Genomic DNA, 18443 nt, shown 5'->3' on the forward strand with positions numbered 1-18443 from the left:
ATATACTCCGTCTCTTTAAAAATTAATCAATCTTCTAATTAAACTCTCTACGATAATTTGCGAGTTATTCGTTGAGAAAATCGAATCAATTTTTTATTTCTTGTTGACAATTAATATTCTAATCACGAAAAGAATTGGAATTCCAATTAATAATATTGGGAATATAGGTGCAAGATATGTGTCAAGGTTGTTTTCTATTTCAAGCCCGTCTAATATTGACGTTAAAGTTATAGAAAAACATAAAAGACCTATCAATAATGCTACAATCCGAAGCAGTAGTGTTGCTTGCTTATAGTTATACCTAGCATTTTCATCATCAATTTCAGTGGGATAATTAAAAATCCAAGGATATTTATTGAGTTTAAATACTGCGATTGTGATAATACCACAAATTATCGGGCTCGTCCAAAGCAAATTTTTTGCTCCAAATCCATTTTCATCTTTTGATGGCCAATTAAAGTGAATAGGAATCTTTTCTGGTAGTTGATTATAAAAGTATCCTATTAAAATTGCTGACCCTATAATTAGCAGAAATGTAAAAACTTCAATAGACTTATCAATTGTAGTTTTCTCGATTTTAATTTTTGGACGCGTCATTTAATTAATTCAATTTTTAAAAACGAAAACTTTGATTACCTGTATTTGATATGTGATTATAAAGCTTTTAAGAATAGCTAGAATTATAGTTTTAAACACAATTTGATTTTACAGTTATTACTTACCTTCTTACTAATTTATTACTAAAATAACATTTTATGGAGTAAATTAAATTTAACTTTATAGAAATTGCTTTCAATAATTAAAAGAAATAATATGGAAAAGTTGTTTAGTATATCTAATTCCGAAGTTACTAGTATTGTAATTAGTGCGATAGCAGTTTATGTAGCTGTTATCATTTATACTAGAGTTTTTGGAAAGCGGAGTTTTAGTAAAATGTCAAGTTTTGATTTTGCAATGACAGTAGCCATAGGTTCTTTAATTGCTTCTACAATTCTTACTTCTAGTATTTCTATTTCTGAAGGAGTTTTAGGACTATTAGTAGTTTATATATTACAATTAACGGCAGCTTATTTTCGGAGATTTGAGTTTTTTGCCAAAACTATAGACAACACTCCTTTACTGCTAATGGATGGTTCTAATATACTTCATAAAAATTTAGCAAAGGCTAGAGTAACAGAGGGAGATTTACGAGCAAAACTTCGCGAAGCAAATGTGCTGGAATTATCTCAAGTGCGAGCTGTAATATTTGAAACTACAGGAGATATAGCTGTGTTACATACCGATAAAGAATCACAGGAAGTTGAGTCTTGGCTTTTAAAAGATGTGATGAAATAAATTCACACGATAAATTATTGCTTGAAAATAAAACCGATTATCATGAATCTTAATTTATTTTCTTGAAATTATAATGACTCTATCTGTAAGTTTTTCTATAGCCAAATTGTATTTATCGGTTATATATTCAATAGTTTTAGAAGTATATATAAAAACGTGTGTGGGATCATTTCGGTAATACCAATTTGTGAAGTCTATATCCAAATTATACAAATGTGTCATTATATAAAGTCGTCCGCCTGGTTTTAATATTTTTAAAAGCATTTCAATTTCTCGCTTAGGATTGTAAAAATGTTCGAAAACTTCACAACTAAAAATGTAGTCATAACTATAATTGACGAAATCTTCATTAGGATTAAAGTACGGGTCGTGAAGGATTACCTTATACCCATTATCAATAAGTTGTTTTGAGATTACGGGGCCTGTTCCGCAGCCGTAGTCTAAGCCAAGTTCCTCTGGACTTTGATTCTCTAAAATAGCATTTGTAATTGGCGAAGTAAATTTTTGGTAACCAGGATTATCTATATCGTTATTGTGTTCTTTATAACGCTCCTTCTCTTCTTCACTATTTAAATAATACTTTTTATGCTTAACATAGGCGCCACAACAATCACAAATGAAATAAAATTCATCTACCTTATTGTGTAGTGTGGTATTACAAAGTGTGCATTCCATTTAGCAAATTTTATAATTAACTAAATCTTGCGAGATTCAACGGATGAATTCCAAATTCAACAATTTACACAAATATTTTCACACACTATAGAAAGAAATTAGACACATAGCAATCTGAAGCATACCTTAAGCTTAATGTGACCGATGTCTTCAATTATCTAATAAATAAGTCATCAAACCTATTAACTTAATTCAGCCATTTTCTTTCCAACGTGGGTCATTACTTCATCAAATTCTTTTGAAGGACTAAATTCAATTACCTTTAAATCTTCTTGAACAATTGCAGTATGTCCATTTGGTAAATAATAAACATCACCCTCCGAAAGAATTTCTTCCTTTCCATCGTCGTATTTTACGAGTAATCTACCACTTAACACATAACCCCAATGCGGACAATGACAGCTATTATTATCCAAACCATTAAGTAAAGGTGTAAAATCCGTTCCTTTAGGTAACTCGTTAAAACAAACGGACATTCCTCCTAAGTTTTCTATTGTTCTCATTACAGTACCTGGTCCTTCCATTGTTACAGGAATATTCTTTTTGTTGATTTTCATAGCTATTCGTTTATTGGATTAATATTTTTAATCACTTGAGTACTACAGACAAAATTGTAGCATCACAGCGAATTAATTCTCTATAATATTAGCACTAACTTGTTGAGGAATTTTACACTAGGAAAGGAGAAAAAGCAATTTGCTTATTTCAAATATATTGAATTTATTTTGTTTTTCTATAAACTTTTAGCTTGAAAATTACTGTTATTCAGATATTTACCTTGAATATTCCTTATAAATTCAATTTTATTTAAAAGTTGAATTTACCTGATCAGACTAGTTTATTTAAATTTTACAGCTTATAAATTCGATTCGAAATTACACTTCCATATTGATTTTCATACATCTTTTTTAGTTCTCAAAAATTGACAATGTTGGTATGAATATACTTTCTAAAACGATTTAGACTTTATAAATGATGACCTTTTTATAGTTTTTCGATAGTTGGTTGTAATGGATAATTATTGAATACCATTTTCAGTTTGAACCAATTTTTAACCAATAAATTCGATCACTATGAATAATCAAGCCAATTTTCTTTTAATACGTCACATTGCAGGCTCTAAGAAAGGACAAGTAGAAAGCTTCACTATTTCCAAAAATCTAGAAGTTAAAATAGGACGAGGATTAGATAACGATGTAAGCTTTGATCCTGTTAAGGAAGATACTATTAGTCGAAATCACTGCCATATATCTCAAGACAGTGAAAATCCTGAACGTTTCTTCATTTCTGATAGTCAGAGTAAGAATGGAACATTTGTAAATGAAGTTCTCATTACAAAAAAGACCGAAATATTTGCTGGGGATATTATAAAGCTTGGAAAAGAAGGCCCTTCATTTGAATTCGACCTTGATCCTCGTCCAAAACTACATATAAAAAGCACTCGAGTTATAGACCCAAGCGTAGCAAAAGAAACCAAAGTTCATACTGCTACTAATTTGCCAAAAGCTACTTCAGAAAAAAAACAGCCGAAAAAAGATGGTATTGGAAAAAATACTATGCAGCATATGATTCGCGAATCTGAAAAGAAAAATAAGACCGGCCTTCTAATCACATTAACTGCTATTTTACTGTTAGTTTCAACTGGAGGTTATTTATTATATCAAAAACAGAGCGTTAAGGAAATTGTTCATGTAAGAGAACCAAAAACCACCTTCACTCCTACCGAAATTGCCAAAGCAAATAATGAAAAAGTAGTTTATATAGAATTTGCTTGGAAACTTACAAATACTGAATCTAGTGAAGAAATGTATCACGTTTATTATCCTGTTATAAAGGATAAACAAATTATTGGACACAGAGGTGCATATTTTCAAAATCAACAAGGACAAATCGAGCCTTTATTAGTTACAAAAGGTGACTATTTAAAAGGATTTGGCAATACTCAAGGCATAGAACTTGACATCATTGCGAGTTCAGGTATGGGCAGTGGCTTTGTTATAGACGAACGCGGGTTTATTGCAACAAATAGACACGTAGCTACTAGTTGGCTTACAAGGTTCCAATTTCAAGAATACGCTTTCCCGGGAGTACTAATGGAGACAGATAAAAACGGACAATTCGCACCTTCTTGGGATAAACAAGTAACAAGAGAAATGGTAGGTAGCTGGGTTCCTGGGAATGATAAAAAATACACTGGGGTAAATACTTATTTGGATGTAACATTTGCCAATAATTCACAAAGAACACCAGCACAGATTGTCCGAATTTCCTCTACTCACGACATCGCTATGATTAAAATTGACTTACCTGAATCTTTACCTAAAGTAGAACTTTATGATAATTATAATGAAATTCAACCCGGTGACCCTGCAATTGTTATGGGATATCCAGGGCTTGCACCTAACCAATTAGTGCTTAATCGCTCACAAGATTATTTTAATTCCAATCCAAATATTTCAACCGTACCAGTTCCCACTATTAGTACAGGAAATGTAGGAAGAATGGTTCGTGGAAGTGAAAGAAATGAAAAAATTGATGATTATCGGTCTTCCTTAGGTGACTATTACCAACTTACTATCAACTCTACAGGAGGAGGAAATAGCGGAGGACCTATGTTTGATGATAAAGGACGTGTAGTGGGTGTTTATAGCGCCGGAACAACAGATGGAAGAGGAAATGCTATTAGTTTTTCAGTTCCGATTAAATATGTAATGGAGTTAATGGGCCGTCAGCAGGTTATTAAATAACTTCATTAAAACGACAAGTATTTGGTACTTACTTTCACCTTTCCACTAATTCTATTTTAATATGGTGAAAGCAAGTAACTGGCAATTAACAAAAATAATTATGAGGTTTTTCTTTTCAAATAATAAAAATAAGGTTGCTAATTCCACTGTAAAAAACAGTAGAAATAGTGGAAGTTTTTGCAATGTCTATACTGTTTCAGAAACTGGTCCTGTACGCGACCACAACGAAGACTCCATTGCATATTCTTTTCCAGAAAACAACCAAAAAAACCTAATTGCTATAGTAGCAGATGGTATGGGCGGACATAATGCAGGTGAAGTTGCTAGCAAGATGGCGTGTGATATATTGCTCGAATATTGTTTAAAATATTGGGAGAAATATTCTCCAGAAAAATTGTTGCAAAAAGCATTTAAAAATGCACATAAAGAAATAGTTGAAACTGGCGAAGGGAATCCAGAACAACAAGGAATGGGTACTACTGCTACTTCAGTGATAATACAGCGTAATGTTTGTTATATCGGCCATATTGGTGATAGTCGTATTTATCTTTTGCGAAATGGAAGCTTAACACAAATAAGTAAAGACCACACACTAGTTAACCAGATGTTTGAAGATGGCGATATTACAAAACAAGAACGGGATAATCATCCAATGAAAAATGTTCTATTGCAGGCCTTAGGAACTACAACAAATATACAACCTCAAATTACATCCAATGGCTGGAAAGTATTGGAAGGTGATCGGATTTTTATGTGCTCTGATGGAGTAACAGATGTATTTAGTGATGGTGACATTAAAGATTTACTTTCAATGAGCCAAGCAGAGTTTGTGTTGGAATGTCTCTGTTGTACTGCCATATCTAGAAATGTTTCAGATAATTTTTCCGCATTGCTCATAGAGATCTCTTCAATAAATCGAACCAATCCTTCAAAAACTAAAGAACAAAATGTAATATTATGAGCATACTAGGTAGTCAATATGAGGTTATTCAAAAGCTTGGTGAAGGCGGAATGGGTGTTGTTTATCTCGCAAGAGATACTATGATTCAAAGATTAGTTGCCATTAAGCAGCTTCATCGCGATGGAGGTTCAGAGGATGAAAGTTTAGGTGAACGATTTCAAGCCGAAGCGCTAGCGTTAGCAAAACTAAATCACCCTAATATTACTCACCTCTATTCATTTATTCCAAAGGAAGATACCTATTGGATGATTATGGAATATGTTGAGGGAAAAACCCTCGAAGATTGGTTGAAAATTCATCAAAAAATCACACATCAACTCGCGGCTAGTATTGCGGTGCAAATTCTTGATGGTTTAGAACACGCACATCGCAAGGGAATTATTCACCGAGATATAAAACCTGCTAATGTGATGATTAATGAAGATGGAGAAGTTAAAATTATGGATTTTGGAATTGCTAGAATCCGTAATGCCCAACGAATTACAAGTCACGGTAAGTCTGTAGGAACCCTAGAGTATATGGCTCCAGAACAAATTCAAGGCCACGAGGGAGATGAACGTATTGACGTTTATGCTGTAGGTAATATTTTATATGAAATGTTAAGCGGTAGTACACCGTTCCAAAGTGACACCGATTATCGATTGATGAAAGATAAGTTAGAAAAACAAGCTGAATCCATAATACAATTTAATCCTACAGTCCCTGTCTCCTTTGAAAAGATAATTTTTAAAGCACTTCAACGCAAGCCTAATAACAGATACAAATCGGCATTGGAAATGAAATTTGCCATTGAAAAAAATCTTGGTTCCTCTCTTTTAGATCAATCTACACTTACCGAAGTGCTACAAGCATCTCAGGTTTTTACTGAACCTCAAAAAGGAAGTGAAATAATATCTGTAAATAATATTTTAGCTCGTGCAAAATCCATCTCAGGAAGGTTTAAAGTGCCAAAGGCAACCAAAGTAAACAAGTCATTATTATTACTAGGAGTCTCTGTTTTATTTTGTGCGATTTTATTGATTTGGGGTGGTGGAACAGATAAGGAAATAATTGCAGAAGAAACTCCTGAGGCGTCTGAAGTAACCTGGACAGAACCTGAGGACAGCCCTCAAGAAGTAGTATTAAACCAAGCTTCTAGTGAATTTGAAGAATCACCGAATGATATGTACAAGCGTATTATTAAAAATACAGAAGTCATTCCTGAAGCTAAGGAAGAAATTAAAAAAGACATTAGCCAACCAACGATTCGTAAACCATCAAATCTGCCAAAAAAAAAGAGTGAAGCAAAACCATCAATTATATCTGAAAAAACAGAGAAGAAAGAAGGCAAGGTTGAAAAACCAGTAATTCCAAGCACTCCCGTTGATGTTCCGGCAGGAAAAATTATTAGTATTACCTTAAAAGAAGATTTAAGTTCGGAAGAAAAAGAGCGAGATGGAAAACAAATCCGACTTATATGCAACGAAGATGTTGTTGCCGAAAATAGAGTAATTATTAAAAAAGGAGCCGAAGTTACAGGAAAGATTGTCGATGTTGTTGAATCGTCACATAGTAGAAAAAAAGCTTTGATTGGTTTTGTAATTCAATATGTAGAAGCCGTTGATGGTAGTAAAGTTAAACTAAAATCTAGACGCTATCGTTTATATGCCGATGCACCTGGGATTCCTGTGAAATATAAAACTGGTGAAACATTTGAAGCAAAATTAAGAGGTGGCAGAGTGCAATAGATAAATTAAAAGCACAATCTTTATGGCTATGTCGTTACCAATTCCAATGCATATTATTGGCGTTTAAAACATTTGGGCTTTGTTTGTTTTTTAAGCTCATTCTTTAAAAAGTGGGGTTGTTACCATTACTGCACCACCTCTAAAATAGAATACCCCAAACTCCCCTTCTCCAATTTAATTTGGGTTGTTATCCGTTCTTTTAAGGCACTTACGTGTGAAATCACTCCAACCGACTTATCGCCTTCATTTTGCATTTTCTCAAGAATCGTAATGGCTTGATCTAAGGTTTCAGGATCTAAAGTTCCAAAACCTTCGTCTATAAACAAGGATTCAATTTTTACGTTTCTAGCAGCTATATCAGACAAAGCAAAGGCCATTGCCAAGCTCACCAAGAAGGTTTCTCCTCCTGATAAAGTGCGAACAGAACGACGAGCGTTCCCCATATACTTATCAAAAACCTTAAGCGTATCACTTTTTTCTGCTTCTTCAGGTGTTGGGATATCTAGTAAATAACGATCACTAAAATCTGAAAGGCGCTTATTGGCAAAACCTATAAGCTGCTCTAAAGTGAGATCCTGAACAAAATTTGAGAACTTGTTTCCAGTTGCATCCCCAATTAAATCGTTCATAGATTTCCAAAGAGCCAAATCTTTCTTTAAAAGGTTTAATTCGTCAATTACTTTTTGCTGACGCTTCTTGTTATTTTCGTCGTCTTCCAAGCTTTGGGTTAACTTCCCAATACTAACAGAAAGTGTATCCCAATGATTTTTAGACTCTTCAAACAAGGAATTTAAAGCTTCGAATGAAAGTTTAGTATCATCTTTATCAGTCAATTCTTTTATCCTTTTTACCAACTCACTTTCTTTTACAGAAATACTTGTGTGGCGTTCTTTAAGCTCATTTTCTCTTTTTCTAATCTTGTTAGCCCGATCTTCTTGTATAATTGACTTTCGCATTACTTCGAGATTTTCTAAGTCTTCCTTTACAAGTATTTGTTTTAAATCTGCTTCTCTCTTAGATTTCTCTGAAGTTGTGTTTTTTATTTTGTCATTATTTTCCTGAAGCTGTTTAGCAATTGCCGAAATGTTTGAAACAGCTTGCGTGAGTTGAGTTGATAAAGTATTGGATTCTTTATTGATATCCTGCCCTTTATAGAGTGAACTTCGCTCTTTATTTAAATTTAAATATTGTTTTAAAGCTGTTTCCCATTGATTAAAAATCGTTCCAATATCCTTTAAAACTTCAGCTGCCTGAAAAGCATTTTTCGATGCTTCCATTTGCTTAATGGTTTTAGCTAATGCCATTCGTTTGCTTTGAAGAATTTCAAGATTGTCCTTATAACTCCAATCCAAATCTTCTGCGAGATTTGAAAGCACTTTCAAATTGGTTGCTTCTTCCTTCTTCAGAACTTCTATATCATTGGTGACATTTGTGATTTCCTTTAAATGATATTTATTCTTTTCGTTTAAAGCAATTAATAAATCAGATTTGGTTTTAAGTGAATCCTTCTTTTGCTTTAGTAGTTCTTCCTTGGCGTCAAAGTACGGCTCCTCAGACGCGTATGGGTGGTGTATGGAGCCACAAAGTGGACAAGGTTCCTCTGGGTTCAATTGTTGACGGTATTCCTCTAAATTTTGATGTTTGCGCTGTTGCTCTAATTTTTTCTCTAAAATTTCAACATCCTTTTTTAAATCAATTACATCTTTTTCTTGAGAAGTTATAGCATTGCTGTCATGCTCTAATTTTTCCTTTATCGATTTAAGTTTGTCATTCTGACCTTTGATATTAGTCTGAACTTTTAGTAACTGTTCTTTTTTAGTGAGGAATTCTCCAGCTTTCTCGTGATTATGTCGAGCAGTTTCTAAGGTGTTATTTAACTCTTCTATACTTCCAACTCCTGAATTATCAATGCTTTCATTTATAGATTTTTCAAAAGCAATAAACTGTGGCTTAAACTGCTCAGGATTATCTGCATTTGAAAGTGAGAAACCTAATTGTTTTATATTACGAACGTAGTTGTTCAGCTGACTTTTATAGAGATTGGCTTCTCCATTTTTCTTTTCTTCTTCATTTTGTAAGGCAGCAATTTTTCCTCGGAACGCTTCCAGTTTACTATTAGCATTTTCTACATCAACTGCTTCAAAAATCAGTTCTGATACTTTATGCAAATAAGTTTTCTGTAACGACTCTGCTTCTTCTTTAGATTTCTGTAGTCTTTCTATATATTCTTTAAGCTGATTTTCTTCTTTAACGATTAAATCAAACTCTCTTAAATTAATTGCGTATTTAGATAGTTTCTCGTGATTCTCTAATTCAACTTTAAAAGGCTTAAAAATTTCAACATCCTTTTTAAGTTCGGATTTATCGACTTCAAGTTGTTTTTGTTCTTTTTGCTTATTTTGAAGTTCTTGCCTAGTTTTTATTTTTTCTGCTGCAACTTGGTAAGCCTTCTCAATTTCGGGTTTAGTTTTAATTAATGATTTTAATTCATTTTTCTTTTCTGCAATAACTTCGGGACTTAATAATTCAATTCCTTCAAGGCCAGCTTTTTTAAGTTCAATCTTTTTTTCAACTGACTTATACCGGAAATAAACAGCTTTTCCAATTTCACGATAGGATTTGGCTCCAGTTATATCTTCCAACAGCTTGTTTCGCTCATTACGCGGAGCTTGAAGCAATTTACTAAACTCCCCTTGCGATAATACCATAGCTTTTACAAACTGCTCGTAACTTAAACCTATAATAATATTGTTTTTTTCAGGGGTTTTAGTGCCTGACTCTAGAATATGTCCCGTAGCAACCTCTACCAATTCCTGTTTTCGGGCATTTAAATTATTGTTTCTATTGCGTTCTATAGACCAATGGCTGCGATACTCCTTCCCATTTACTCGATATTCAACTTCGGCATAGCAACTCTTCATATTTCGAGTCATAATCCCCCCATCGTCTTCCAAAATAGAATTACTCACATTTTTATCAACTCGAGCAATTCGATTATAAAGGGCCAAAGTTATTACATCTAATAATGTTGATTTTCCAGACCCTGTAGGTCCGGTAATAGCAAAAAGTCCAGCGTCTGCTAATATCCCCTCCCCAAAGTTAATTTCGTGCTCCCCTTTGAGGGAATGTATATTTTCAAATCGTATTTTTAGAATTTTCATAGCCTATAGATTCAATTCTTCTAAAATTTCACGGAAAGCATTCTTTAATTCTTCCGTGTTTTCCAAACCACTTTGTAATTCAAGTTTCTTTTCAAACATCTGCATTGGCGTTACATCGGCAACGTCTGTTCCTACTTCAAAGGCATCACTAGCACCTCTAATTTTGTTTCTGAAATTTAAACGGGATTTTACAACTTCTATATTCGAATTAAACTGAGAATTGATAAGTACCTCAAAAGCTTGACGCCTTTCTAAACTTTCAACCTCTTCGTTTACGATAATTTCGGCTAATGAAGTTAAGGTGGTTTTTTCAGAGTAGGCATTTAGTTTTTCTTCCACCTCCTGCACACTACCTTCAAAAGTTACAAGGTTTCTGTGTTTCGGAATAGGGACAATTTCAACGTTTTCTATCTCATTATTTACTACAGTAATCACGTTAATCTGCTTGCGATCTTCCTTTTCAGAAAAACTTAGCGGTACGGGAGAACCACAGTAATAAATGTTTTGTTCGCGAGAAATTACCTGCGGCTTATGAATATGTCCTAATGCGACATAATCGGGTGTTTCTCCAAACATATTTGCCTCTACACCTGCTTGATTTCCTATTTGAATATCGCGTTCACTTTCCGAAAGTTCACTTCCTTGTACATATAAATGGCCCATTACAATAAACAATTCATCAGAATGGTTTTGTTGGTAAAAATTATTGACATTAGAAAAATATACTCTTAGCCCAGATTTTATCTGTTCGATTTTAGTGGCATAGCTTTCCCCTGCAGCCGACTTTCGAATATCTCTATCTTTTAAAAAAGGAATGGCAGCTACTACAACTTTTTCGTTGTTCTTTTCTACGGTTACAAACATGTCCTCTACCCTTTCTGTAGCACCGCCAACAACTGTAATATCGAATGCCTTTAGTAATTCGGCTGGAGCGTTTAAAACTGCTGAGGAATCGTGATTACCTCCTGTAATAATTATTTTACAGTCTAGGCTGATTAACTTCTTTAGTAAATCATAGTACTGTTTAAACGCTGCTTGTGAAGGATTAGCTTGGTCGAAAACATCACCTGAAACCAATAACACATCTATATCTTCAGATTTAATATAATTTATTAACCATTCAAAAAACAGGTCTAAATCTGCAGTTAAATCATATTTAAGTAGTTGTTTTCCGATATGCCAATCGGAAGTGTGAAGAATTTTCATGCCAATTTATTATTGTGAAATATCCAAAGATATGATTTTTAAAAAGTAGAATTTAAAGAAATCGATTTCATCTTTAAATGTTAAAAAATCGTTTTAGAATAAATACTATTCTACAATTAAAAATGAAGAAAGAATTTTCCTAAAATTACTATTAAGGACAGTTCAGTATTAACATAGTTGAATGTTTTAAATTGATAATTTATTGGCTATTATTTTGATAAATCGTCAAACTACCATTAACATTTCTTGTTAAACTACAATTAAAAAGTTTTGATAATTGATAATCTATTATAAATTAGATGAATACTAACTCAAAAACTACAACTTATGTTACGATGGATTATTATTTTTCTAGTTATTGCAATTATAGCTGCAATCTTTGGATTCGGTGGAATTGCTGAAGGAGCAACTGATATTGCTCAAATTATTTTCTATATTTTTCTAGTGCTATTAGTATTATCGCTATTATCCAGATTATTTAAAAAATAATTCGGGAGTAAAGTTTTTACTAATAATCTAAAAAATAAAGCTATGAGAATTGAAGCCTACTTAGCCTTTAGAGGCAGTTGCCAAGAAGCATTTAATTTCTATAAAGATATTTTTGGTGGCGAAATTAAGAATACTGAAACCTATGAAGATAAAGAAATCGACATTCCAGGAAATTATCGTTCCAAGTGGCAACACGCAGAACTTCGTGGGAAAAACTTTACGATTCTAGGATACGATGCAGCACCAGACACTCCACTCACCGATGGTACTAATATACATCTAGGAGTTGATATGGATTCAGCAGAATCGGCAGAATCGGCATTCGATCAATTATCTAAAGGCGGAAGAGTACATACTTCATTCCAAGAAACTTCTTGGGGTGCTCAGTATGGAAGATGTACAGATAAATATGGAATTAGTTGGATGATAAACTATAAAGATTAATCAACTAAATTTTAAATTAAAAAAACCCTAACTTTAATAAGTTAGGGTTTTTTACTTAAAGTAATACTTTAATATAGATTTTATCCTTTTAATGAAGCCATATCAATTACAAAACGATATTTTACATCTGCCTTAACAACACGATCATAAGCTTCATTTATATCTTTTATATCAATCATTTCAATATCTGAAACAATATTATGCTCTCCACAAAAATCGAGCATTTCTTGGGTTTCTTTAATTCCACCAATCAATGATCCTGAAATTCGTTTTCTTCCTCTAATAAGCGCTCCTCCGTGGAAAGGTTCTAAGGGCTCAATTGCACCAACCAAAACCATTGTAGCGTCATTCTTTAACAATGAAATATACGGATCCATTTTATGTCCAACAGGAATAGTGTTAAGAATAAAGTCAAATGATTGCCTTTGCGATTTCATTGCTTCAGCATCTTTACTAATTAGCACCTCGTGAGCACCAAGTTTCTTTGCGTCTTCAATTTTAGATGGTGAAGTAGTTATCATCACCACATGAGCGCCTAATGCATTCGCAAACTTAACCCCCATGTGTCCTAAGCCACCCAAACCAATTACTCCTACCTTATCCCCTTTTTTAACATCCCAGTGCTTTAAAGGCGACCAAGTAGTGATTCCAGCACATAAAAGTGGCGCAGCAGCTGCAGGATCTATATTTTCAGGAATATTTAAAACAAATTCCTTGTCCACAACTATCTCATTAGAATAACCCCCAAAAGTTCTTTGACCTTTAATATGTTTATCCTCACTATTGTATGTGTATGTAGCCCCTTTTTCGCAGAATTGTTCTAAATCATTTTTACATTGATTGCATTCTTGGCAAGAATCTACCATACATCCTACTCCTACCAAATCTCCAACTTTAAATTTCTTTACGTTTTTCCCTACAGCAGAAACGCGACCTATTATTTCGTGACCTGGAACTACGGGATATTTTGATCCACCCCATTCATTTCTCGCCGTATGTATATCACTATGGCAAACCCCACAGTAAGTAATATTTACCTTAACATCGCTATCACCTACTAGCCTACGCTGTATTTCAAGAGGTTCTAATGGTTTATTTTCTTCCTTTACACCGAAAGCTTTTGTTACTAATGTCATTATATATTTAGATTTTAAATGAAGAATAATACGCCAACTGATAGTTAGCCGTAACAAGTGTAAAAGTACCTACAGAAACTTGAATTTTGGGTTAAGGGGGTGTTAATAATGTAACCAAGGATGACAGTAAGGGCAGTAAATGTATGAACTAATCTAGCCAATCTACTTTCCCATTTTCAATGTTATAAATAGCGCCAATAATTTTTATTTCGCCAGCGTCTTCCATTTCTTTTAGAATTGAGCTGTTTTTTTTAATGTTATCGATAGTATTGTTGATATTACTTTCACAAACTTTAGCAACATACTCGGCATTAGCAGAGGTCTTATCACCATCATAATCCACATTATCCACAGCTGGTTGAATTTTCTCTAACATAGATGTTATGTTTCCAAGTTTTACATTATCTACAGCCGCTCGAATGGCGCCACAATGGTTATGACCTAATACAACAATTAATTTTGAACCTGACACTTTACACGCAAACTCCAAACTACCCAACATATCTTCATTAACAAAATTCCCAGCTACACGAGCCACAAAAAGATCGCCTATACCTCTATCAAATATTTCTTCTACCGGAATTCTACTATCCAAACACGATAGAATCACAGCTTCTGGATATTGGCCCCCGGCACTGTTTTTAACTTGTTTAGAATAATCTCTAGCGGTAAGTTCATTGTTCACAAACCTTTCATTACCATCCATAAGAGAATTTATTATTACATCTGGTGTTAAAATATCTTGTTTTGCTTTACTCATTACATCACCTACCAACTCTACTGAAGGTTCTTCAGCTTCTAAATGAGCAACTAGTTCATTTGTTTTTTTCTCTTGTTTACAACATGTAAAAGCCATAAAAATAAATGCTAATACAGAAATTCTAAATGTTACACTCATAATAATTTGACTTTTGGGTTATCTAATTAATCGATACAGAAAACGACTAAATAAATGTTGTTTTTTGAACATTTTATAAATATGAAGGGATATTCCTATAAAAATAAAGTAAATCATTAACAATAACGAACAATATTATGAAAAATGGAATCATACAAGTAGAAAATACGTAGTAACACGTAGAAGATTTTTAAAGTTCACTTCAATAAATATGTTACAATTGAAGATTATAGCATTCAGGTACTTATAAAAAGTAATTAAAACCTTAAAAAGGGAAGGTGGTAGGAAAAAAAAACTGAGAAATGAGTAGTTATGTTATCAACAAATGGCTGCTAACTATATTATTGATTCGCCATTTAAATCTGTGGTTAAAACATCACTCATATAATCAAAGAATGGACGAAGTAGTAAATAGTGATTAAGGAGTTTATCTTTAAAGTCTTTAGCAAAAACTTCTTCATCAGTAAATCTATGCGTAACGAAAAAGCTTTTAAGCCTGATTAAATCTATATTTTCATCATCTTTATTAAAACCTTTTGGATCTGTTTTAACTGCATTTTCTAGATTGAAATCACCAAATGCCTTTTTAAATTCTTTCTCGGCTAGTATTTCACGAATTTCCTGAGAATCTAATTCAAATTCCTTTCTAATTCTAAGTAAATCCTCTTTCTCGGGAGAAAAGAATCCTCCAGCCATATAACTATTGCCTGGTTCTAGCCTTAAATAGTAGCCACCTCTTCTATGAGCTCCTGCTCTACTAAAGCTAACACTGCGATGAATATTATAAGGGGTTTTGTTATTACTAAACCGAACGTCGCGATTTATTCTGAACACTTTTACTTTTGCAATCTCGTCGGTTACATTCAAGTCGTTCTCTACTGCAGAATAAAATTCTTTTAATAGCTTTTCATTTGCTAAATATTCCTTTTTATTTTTCTGCATCCATTCGCGGTTGTTGTTTTCTTTTAGCTTCAAAAGAAATTCAAATGCAGATTTTGGGATCGTTGAATTCATCAGTAAAAATATTTAAAAGATAAAGGTACTCGTGTAAAATAGAAAATCCACCCCTAGGGGTGGATTTTTCATAAATATATAACTAAAATAACACTTATTATTTCTCACCCATAGCTTCAGCTACAGCAGCAGAAAGTCTTTTGTAAGTTCCATTCTCCAAACGCTCGCGAATTGAAGAGAAAGCTTCTAAAGTTTCATTAATATCTTCCATTGTATGTGATGCCGTAGGAATCATTCTTAAAAGAATTAATCCTTTAGGAATTACAGGATACACAACAATAGAACAGAAAATTCCGTAGTTTTCGCGTAAGTCTTTTACTAAAGCCATCGCTTCTGGAATACTTCCTTTTAAATATACTGGAGTTACACAGCTTTGCGTTGTTCCAAGATCAAATCCTCTTTCACGAAGACCACCTTGTAATGCGTTTACATTCTCCCATAGCTTTTGTTTTAGCTCCGGCATAGAACGTAGCATATCTAAACGCTTTAAAGCTCCTTCTACAAGAACCATTTGCAATGATTTAGCAAACATCTGCGAACGAAGGTTATACTTTAAGTAATTGATTATTTCTTGATCACCTGCGATAAAAGCACCAGTACTAGCCATAGATTTTGCAAAAGTTGCAAAGTAAACATCTATTCCGTCTTGAACTCCTTGCTCCTCACCTGCTCCAGCTCCAGTTTTACCTAAGGTTCCGAAACCGTGAGCATCGTCTACGAAAAAGCGGAAGTTATACTTTTCTTTAAGCGCGATAATTTCTTTTAATCTACCTTGCTCACCACGCATACCGAATACACCTTCAGATATAAGAAGAATTCCTCCTCCGGTCTTTTCAGCAACCTTTGTAGCACGTTGTAAATTCTTTTCGATACTTTCCATATCGTTGTGCTTGTAAGTAAAACGCTGTCCTAAATGAAGACGAACTCCGTCAATAATACAAGCGTGAGCATCCACGTCGTAAACAATTACGTCGTCCTTAGACACTAATGCGTCAATGGTAGAAACCATTCCTTGGTAACCAAAGTTTAATAAGTACGCAGCTTCTTTATTTACAAACTCAGCAAGTTCTCTTTGTAGTTGTTCGTGAAGATCGGTATGACCACTCATCATCCTTGCTCCCATTGGGTATGCGGAACCCCATCTAGCAGCTGCTTCAGCATCTACTTTTCTCACTTCTGGATGGTTGGCAAGACCTAAGTAATCATTAATACTCCAAGTGATTACATCTTTGCCCTTAAATTTCATTCTATTAGAGATTGGACCTTCTAATTTTGGGAATACGAAATAGCCTTCTGCTTGATCAGCCCATTTTCCCAACGGACCTTTATCTTTATAGATTTTATCGAATAGATCTCTCATCAAAATTTCTGTTAAAATGCGGGACAAAATTAATTAAATTATAATAAGATTCTAAGATTTAGACCGGAGATTTTCAGTATTGAGAATAAAGGATATAAAAAATCCCAAATACGAATCGCATTTGGGACTTTTAAAGGTTTATTTATAGAAATTAGGGGAGATTAATTTTAATTTCACGTATTATTTTACGTATTCTATTTGTTCAATTAATTCAGACTCTGTATCAAAGAATCCTTGCTGATTCATCCAGTCGTCGTTATAAATTTTACTCATATATCTTGAACCGTGATCAGGGAAGATAACTACAATATTACTATCCTCGTTAAATTCACCTTCTTCGTCTAATTGTTTTAAGCCTTGCATTGCTGCTCCACTTGTATATCCAACAAATAGACCTTCAGTTTTAGCTAGTTCACGTGCCGTATGCGCACTGCTTTCATCGGTTACTTTTTCAAATTTATCAATTTTATCAAAATCTGTAGCTGTAGGAATTAAGTTTTTACCTAATCCTTCAATACGATATGGATAAATTTCATTCGAATCAAATTCTCTAGTTTCGTGGTATTTCTGTAACACAGAGCCATAAGCATCAATACCTATAACTTTAATTTCTGGGTTTTGTTCTTTTAAAAACTTTGCTGTTCCAGAAATTGTTCCACCTGTACCGCTACAAGCAACCAAATGAGTGATTTTTCCTGCTGTCTGCTCCCAGATTTCTGGGCCAGTAGTTTTATAATGCGCCTCAATATTTAACTTATTAAAATATTGATTGATATATACAGAACCTTCAGTTTCATTATGTAATCTTTTGGCAACTTCGTAATATGATCGCGGGTCGTCTGCACTTACATTTGCTGGGCAAACATAAACCTTAGCACCCATTGTTTTAAGCATATCAATTTTATCGGCAGATGACTTTGAACTCACAGCCAAGATACACTTGTATCCCTTAATGATGCTCACCATAGCCAAGCTAAACCCTGTGTTACCACTAGTAGTTTCAATAATAGTGTCACCTGGTTTAAGTATTCCTTGCCTTTCTGCTTCCTCTATTATATGTAGTGCAATTCTATCTTTGCTAGAATGTCCCGGATTGAACGCTTCAACTTTCGCGAAATAATTACCCTTCATATTGTGGGTAATTTTTTTAAGCTTTATTAATGGTGTGTTACCTATTAAATCTAACACATTATCGTAAGCTTTTATTTCTTCTTTCATAAAAAGGATGTTCGTTATAAAACAACTCAGCTCTAAAAAACCAAGTTTTAAAAACTTTGCAAAGTTAAGGAA

General features: G+C 33.6%; 16 protein-coding genes. 6 read left to right on the plus strand and 10 right to left on the minus strand.

Features of this window, described 5'->3' with window-relative positions:
• Positions 1–93: 93 nt before the first annotated feature.
• Positions 94–597: a DUF1648 domain-containing protein gene (locus G3A46_RS06860; RefSeq protein ID WP_165147977.1), complete on the minus strand. Its 504-nt coding sequence runs from the start codon at positions 595–597 to the stop codon at positions 94–96.
• Between the two features lie 216 nt (positions 598–813).
• Between G3A46_RS06860 and G3A46_RS06865 the strand changes: the two genes are divergently transcribed.
• Positions 814–1335 (plus strand): YetF domain-containing protein, encoded by a 522-nt coding sequence (locus G3A46_RS06865; protein ID WP_165147980.1) that lies wholly within the window; start codon positions 814–816, stop codon positions 1333–1335.
• 54 nt (positions 1336–1389) lie between these two features.
• Here the strand turns inward: G3A46_RS06865 and G3A46_RS06870 are convergent, their stop codons facing one another.
• Positions 1390–2010, minus strand: a complete 621-nt coding sequence (locus tag G3A46_RS06870) for a class I SAM-dependent methyltransferase (protein ID WP_165147983.1) — start codon at positions 2008–2010, stop codon at positions 1390–1392.
• 182 nt (positions 2011–2192) lie between these two features.
• Positions 2193–2567 (minus strand): cupin domain-containing protein, encoded by a 375-nt coding sequence (locus tag G3A46_RS06875; protein WP_165147986.1) that lies wholly within the window; start codon positions 2565–2567, stop codon positions 2193–2195.
• Between the two features lie 516 nt (positions 2568–3083).
• Here G3A46_RS06875 and G3A46_RS06880 point away from each other — a divergent pair.
• The 3 genes from G3A46_RS06880 (at position 3084) to G3A46_RS06890 (ending at position 7445) form a co-directional block, all read left to right on the plus strand.
• Positions 3084–4757: a trypsin-like peptidase domain-containing protein gene (locus G3A46_RS06880; protein ID WP_165147989.1), complete on the plus strand. Its 1674-nt coding sequence runs from the start codon at positions 3084–3086 to the stop codon at positions 4755–4757.
• 100 nt (positions 4758–4857) lie between these two features.
• On the plus strand, positions 4858–5718 hold the full coding sequence (locus tag G3A46_RS06885) for a protein phosphatase 2C domain-containing protein (protein ID WP_165147992.1): 861 nt from the start codon (positions 4858–4860) through the stop codon (positions 5716–5718).
• Positions 5715–7445: a serine/threonine-protein kinase gene (locus tag G3A46_RS06890; protein ID WP_165147995.1), complete on the plus strand. Its 1731-nt coding sequence runs from the start codon at positions 5715–5717 to the stop codon at positions 7443–7445. Before G3A46_RS06885 ends, G3A46_RS06890 begins: the two co-directional genes overlap by 4 nt.
• Positions 7446–7570: 125 nt before the next feature.
• Here G3A46_RS06890 and G3A46_RS06895 read toward each other — a convergent pair whose 3' ends face one another.
• Positions 7571–10606, minus strand: coding sequence for an AAA family ATPase (locus tag G3A46_RS06895; protein ID WP_165147998.1), 3036 nt, complete (start codon positions 10604–10606; stop codon positions 7571–7573).
• Between the two features lie 3 nt (positions 10607–10609).
• A complete protein-coding gene (sbcD, locus tag G3A46_RS06900; RefSeq protein WP_165148001.1) occupies positions 10610–11812 on the minus strand; it encodes an exonuclease subunit SbcD in 1203 nt (400 codons plus the stop codon).
• A 327-nt stretch (positions 11813–12139) separates the two neighbouring features.
• On the opposite strand from sbcD, the gene G3A46_RS06905 reads away from it, so the two are divergent.
• Both G3A46_RS06905 and G3A46_RS06910 read left to right on the plus strand, forming a co-directional pair.
• Positions 12140–12301: a DUF1328 family protein gene (locus G3A46_RS06905; RefSeq protein WP_139854751.1), complete on the plus strand. Its 162-nt coding sequence runs from the start codon at positions 12140–12142 to the stop codon at positions 12299–12301.
• 42 nt (positions 12302–12343) lie between these two features.
• The gene (locus G3A46_RS06910) at positions 12344–12745 is read left to right on the plus strand and encodes a VOC family protein (protein WP_165148004.1); all 402 of its coding nucleotides are present in this window, start codon (positions 12344–12346) and stop codon (positions 12743–12745) included.
• Between the two features lie 80 nt (positions 12746–12825).
• Here G3A46_RS06910 and G3A46_RS06915 read toward each other — a convergent pair whose 3' ends face one another.
• From G3A46_RS06915 to G3A46_RS06935, 5 genes are all read right to left on the minus strand, one after another.
• Positions 12826–13881 (minus strand): NAD(P)-dependent alcohol dehydrogenase, encoded by a 1056-nt coding sequence (locus tag G3A46_RS06915; protein ID WP_165148007.1) that lies wholly within the window; start codon positions 13879–13881, stop codon positions 12826–12828.
• Positions 13882–14029: 148 nt separating this feature from the next.
• A complete protein-coding gene (locus G3A46_RS06920; RefSeq protein WP_165148010.1) occupies positions 14030–14779 on the minus strand; it encodes a carbonic anhydrase family protein in 750 nt (249 codons plus the stop codon).
• Between the two features lie 336 nt (positions 14780–15115).
• Positions 15116–15793 (minus strand): DUF2461 domain-containing protein, encoded by a 678-nt coding sequence (locus G3A46_RS06925; protein ID WP_165148013.1) that lies wholly within the window; start codon positions 15791–15793, stop codon positions 15116–15118.
• 97 nt (positions 15794–15890) lie between these two features.
• On the minus strand, positions 15891–17153 hold the full coding sequence (locus G3A46_RS06930; RefSeq protein ID WP_165148016.1) for an aminotransferase class I/II-fold pyridoxal phosphate-dependent enzyme: 1263 nt from the start codon (positions 17151–17153) through the stop codon (positions 15891–15893).
• Positions 17154–17333: 180 nt separating this feature from the next.
• The gene (locus G3A46_RS06935; protein ID WP_165148019.1) at positions 17334–18371 is read right to left on the minus strand and encodes a pyridoxal-phosphate dependent enzyme; all 1038 of its coding nucleotides are present in this window, start codon (positions 18369–18371) and stop codon (positions 17334–17336) included.
• Positions 18372–18443 lie beyond the last annotated feature (72 nt).

Source organism: Aequorivita sp. KMM 9714 (assembly GCF_011065475.1).
In the GTDB taxonomy this organism is placed as follows: Bacteria; Bacteroidota; Bacteroidia; order Flavobacteriales; family Flavobacteriaceae; genus Aequorivita; species Aequorivita sinensis.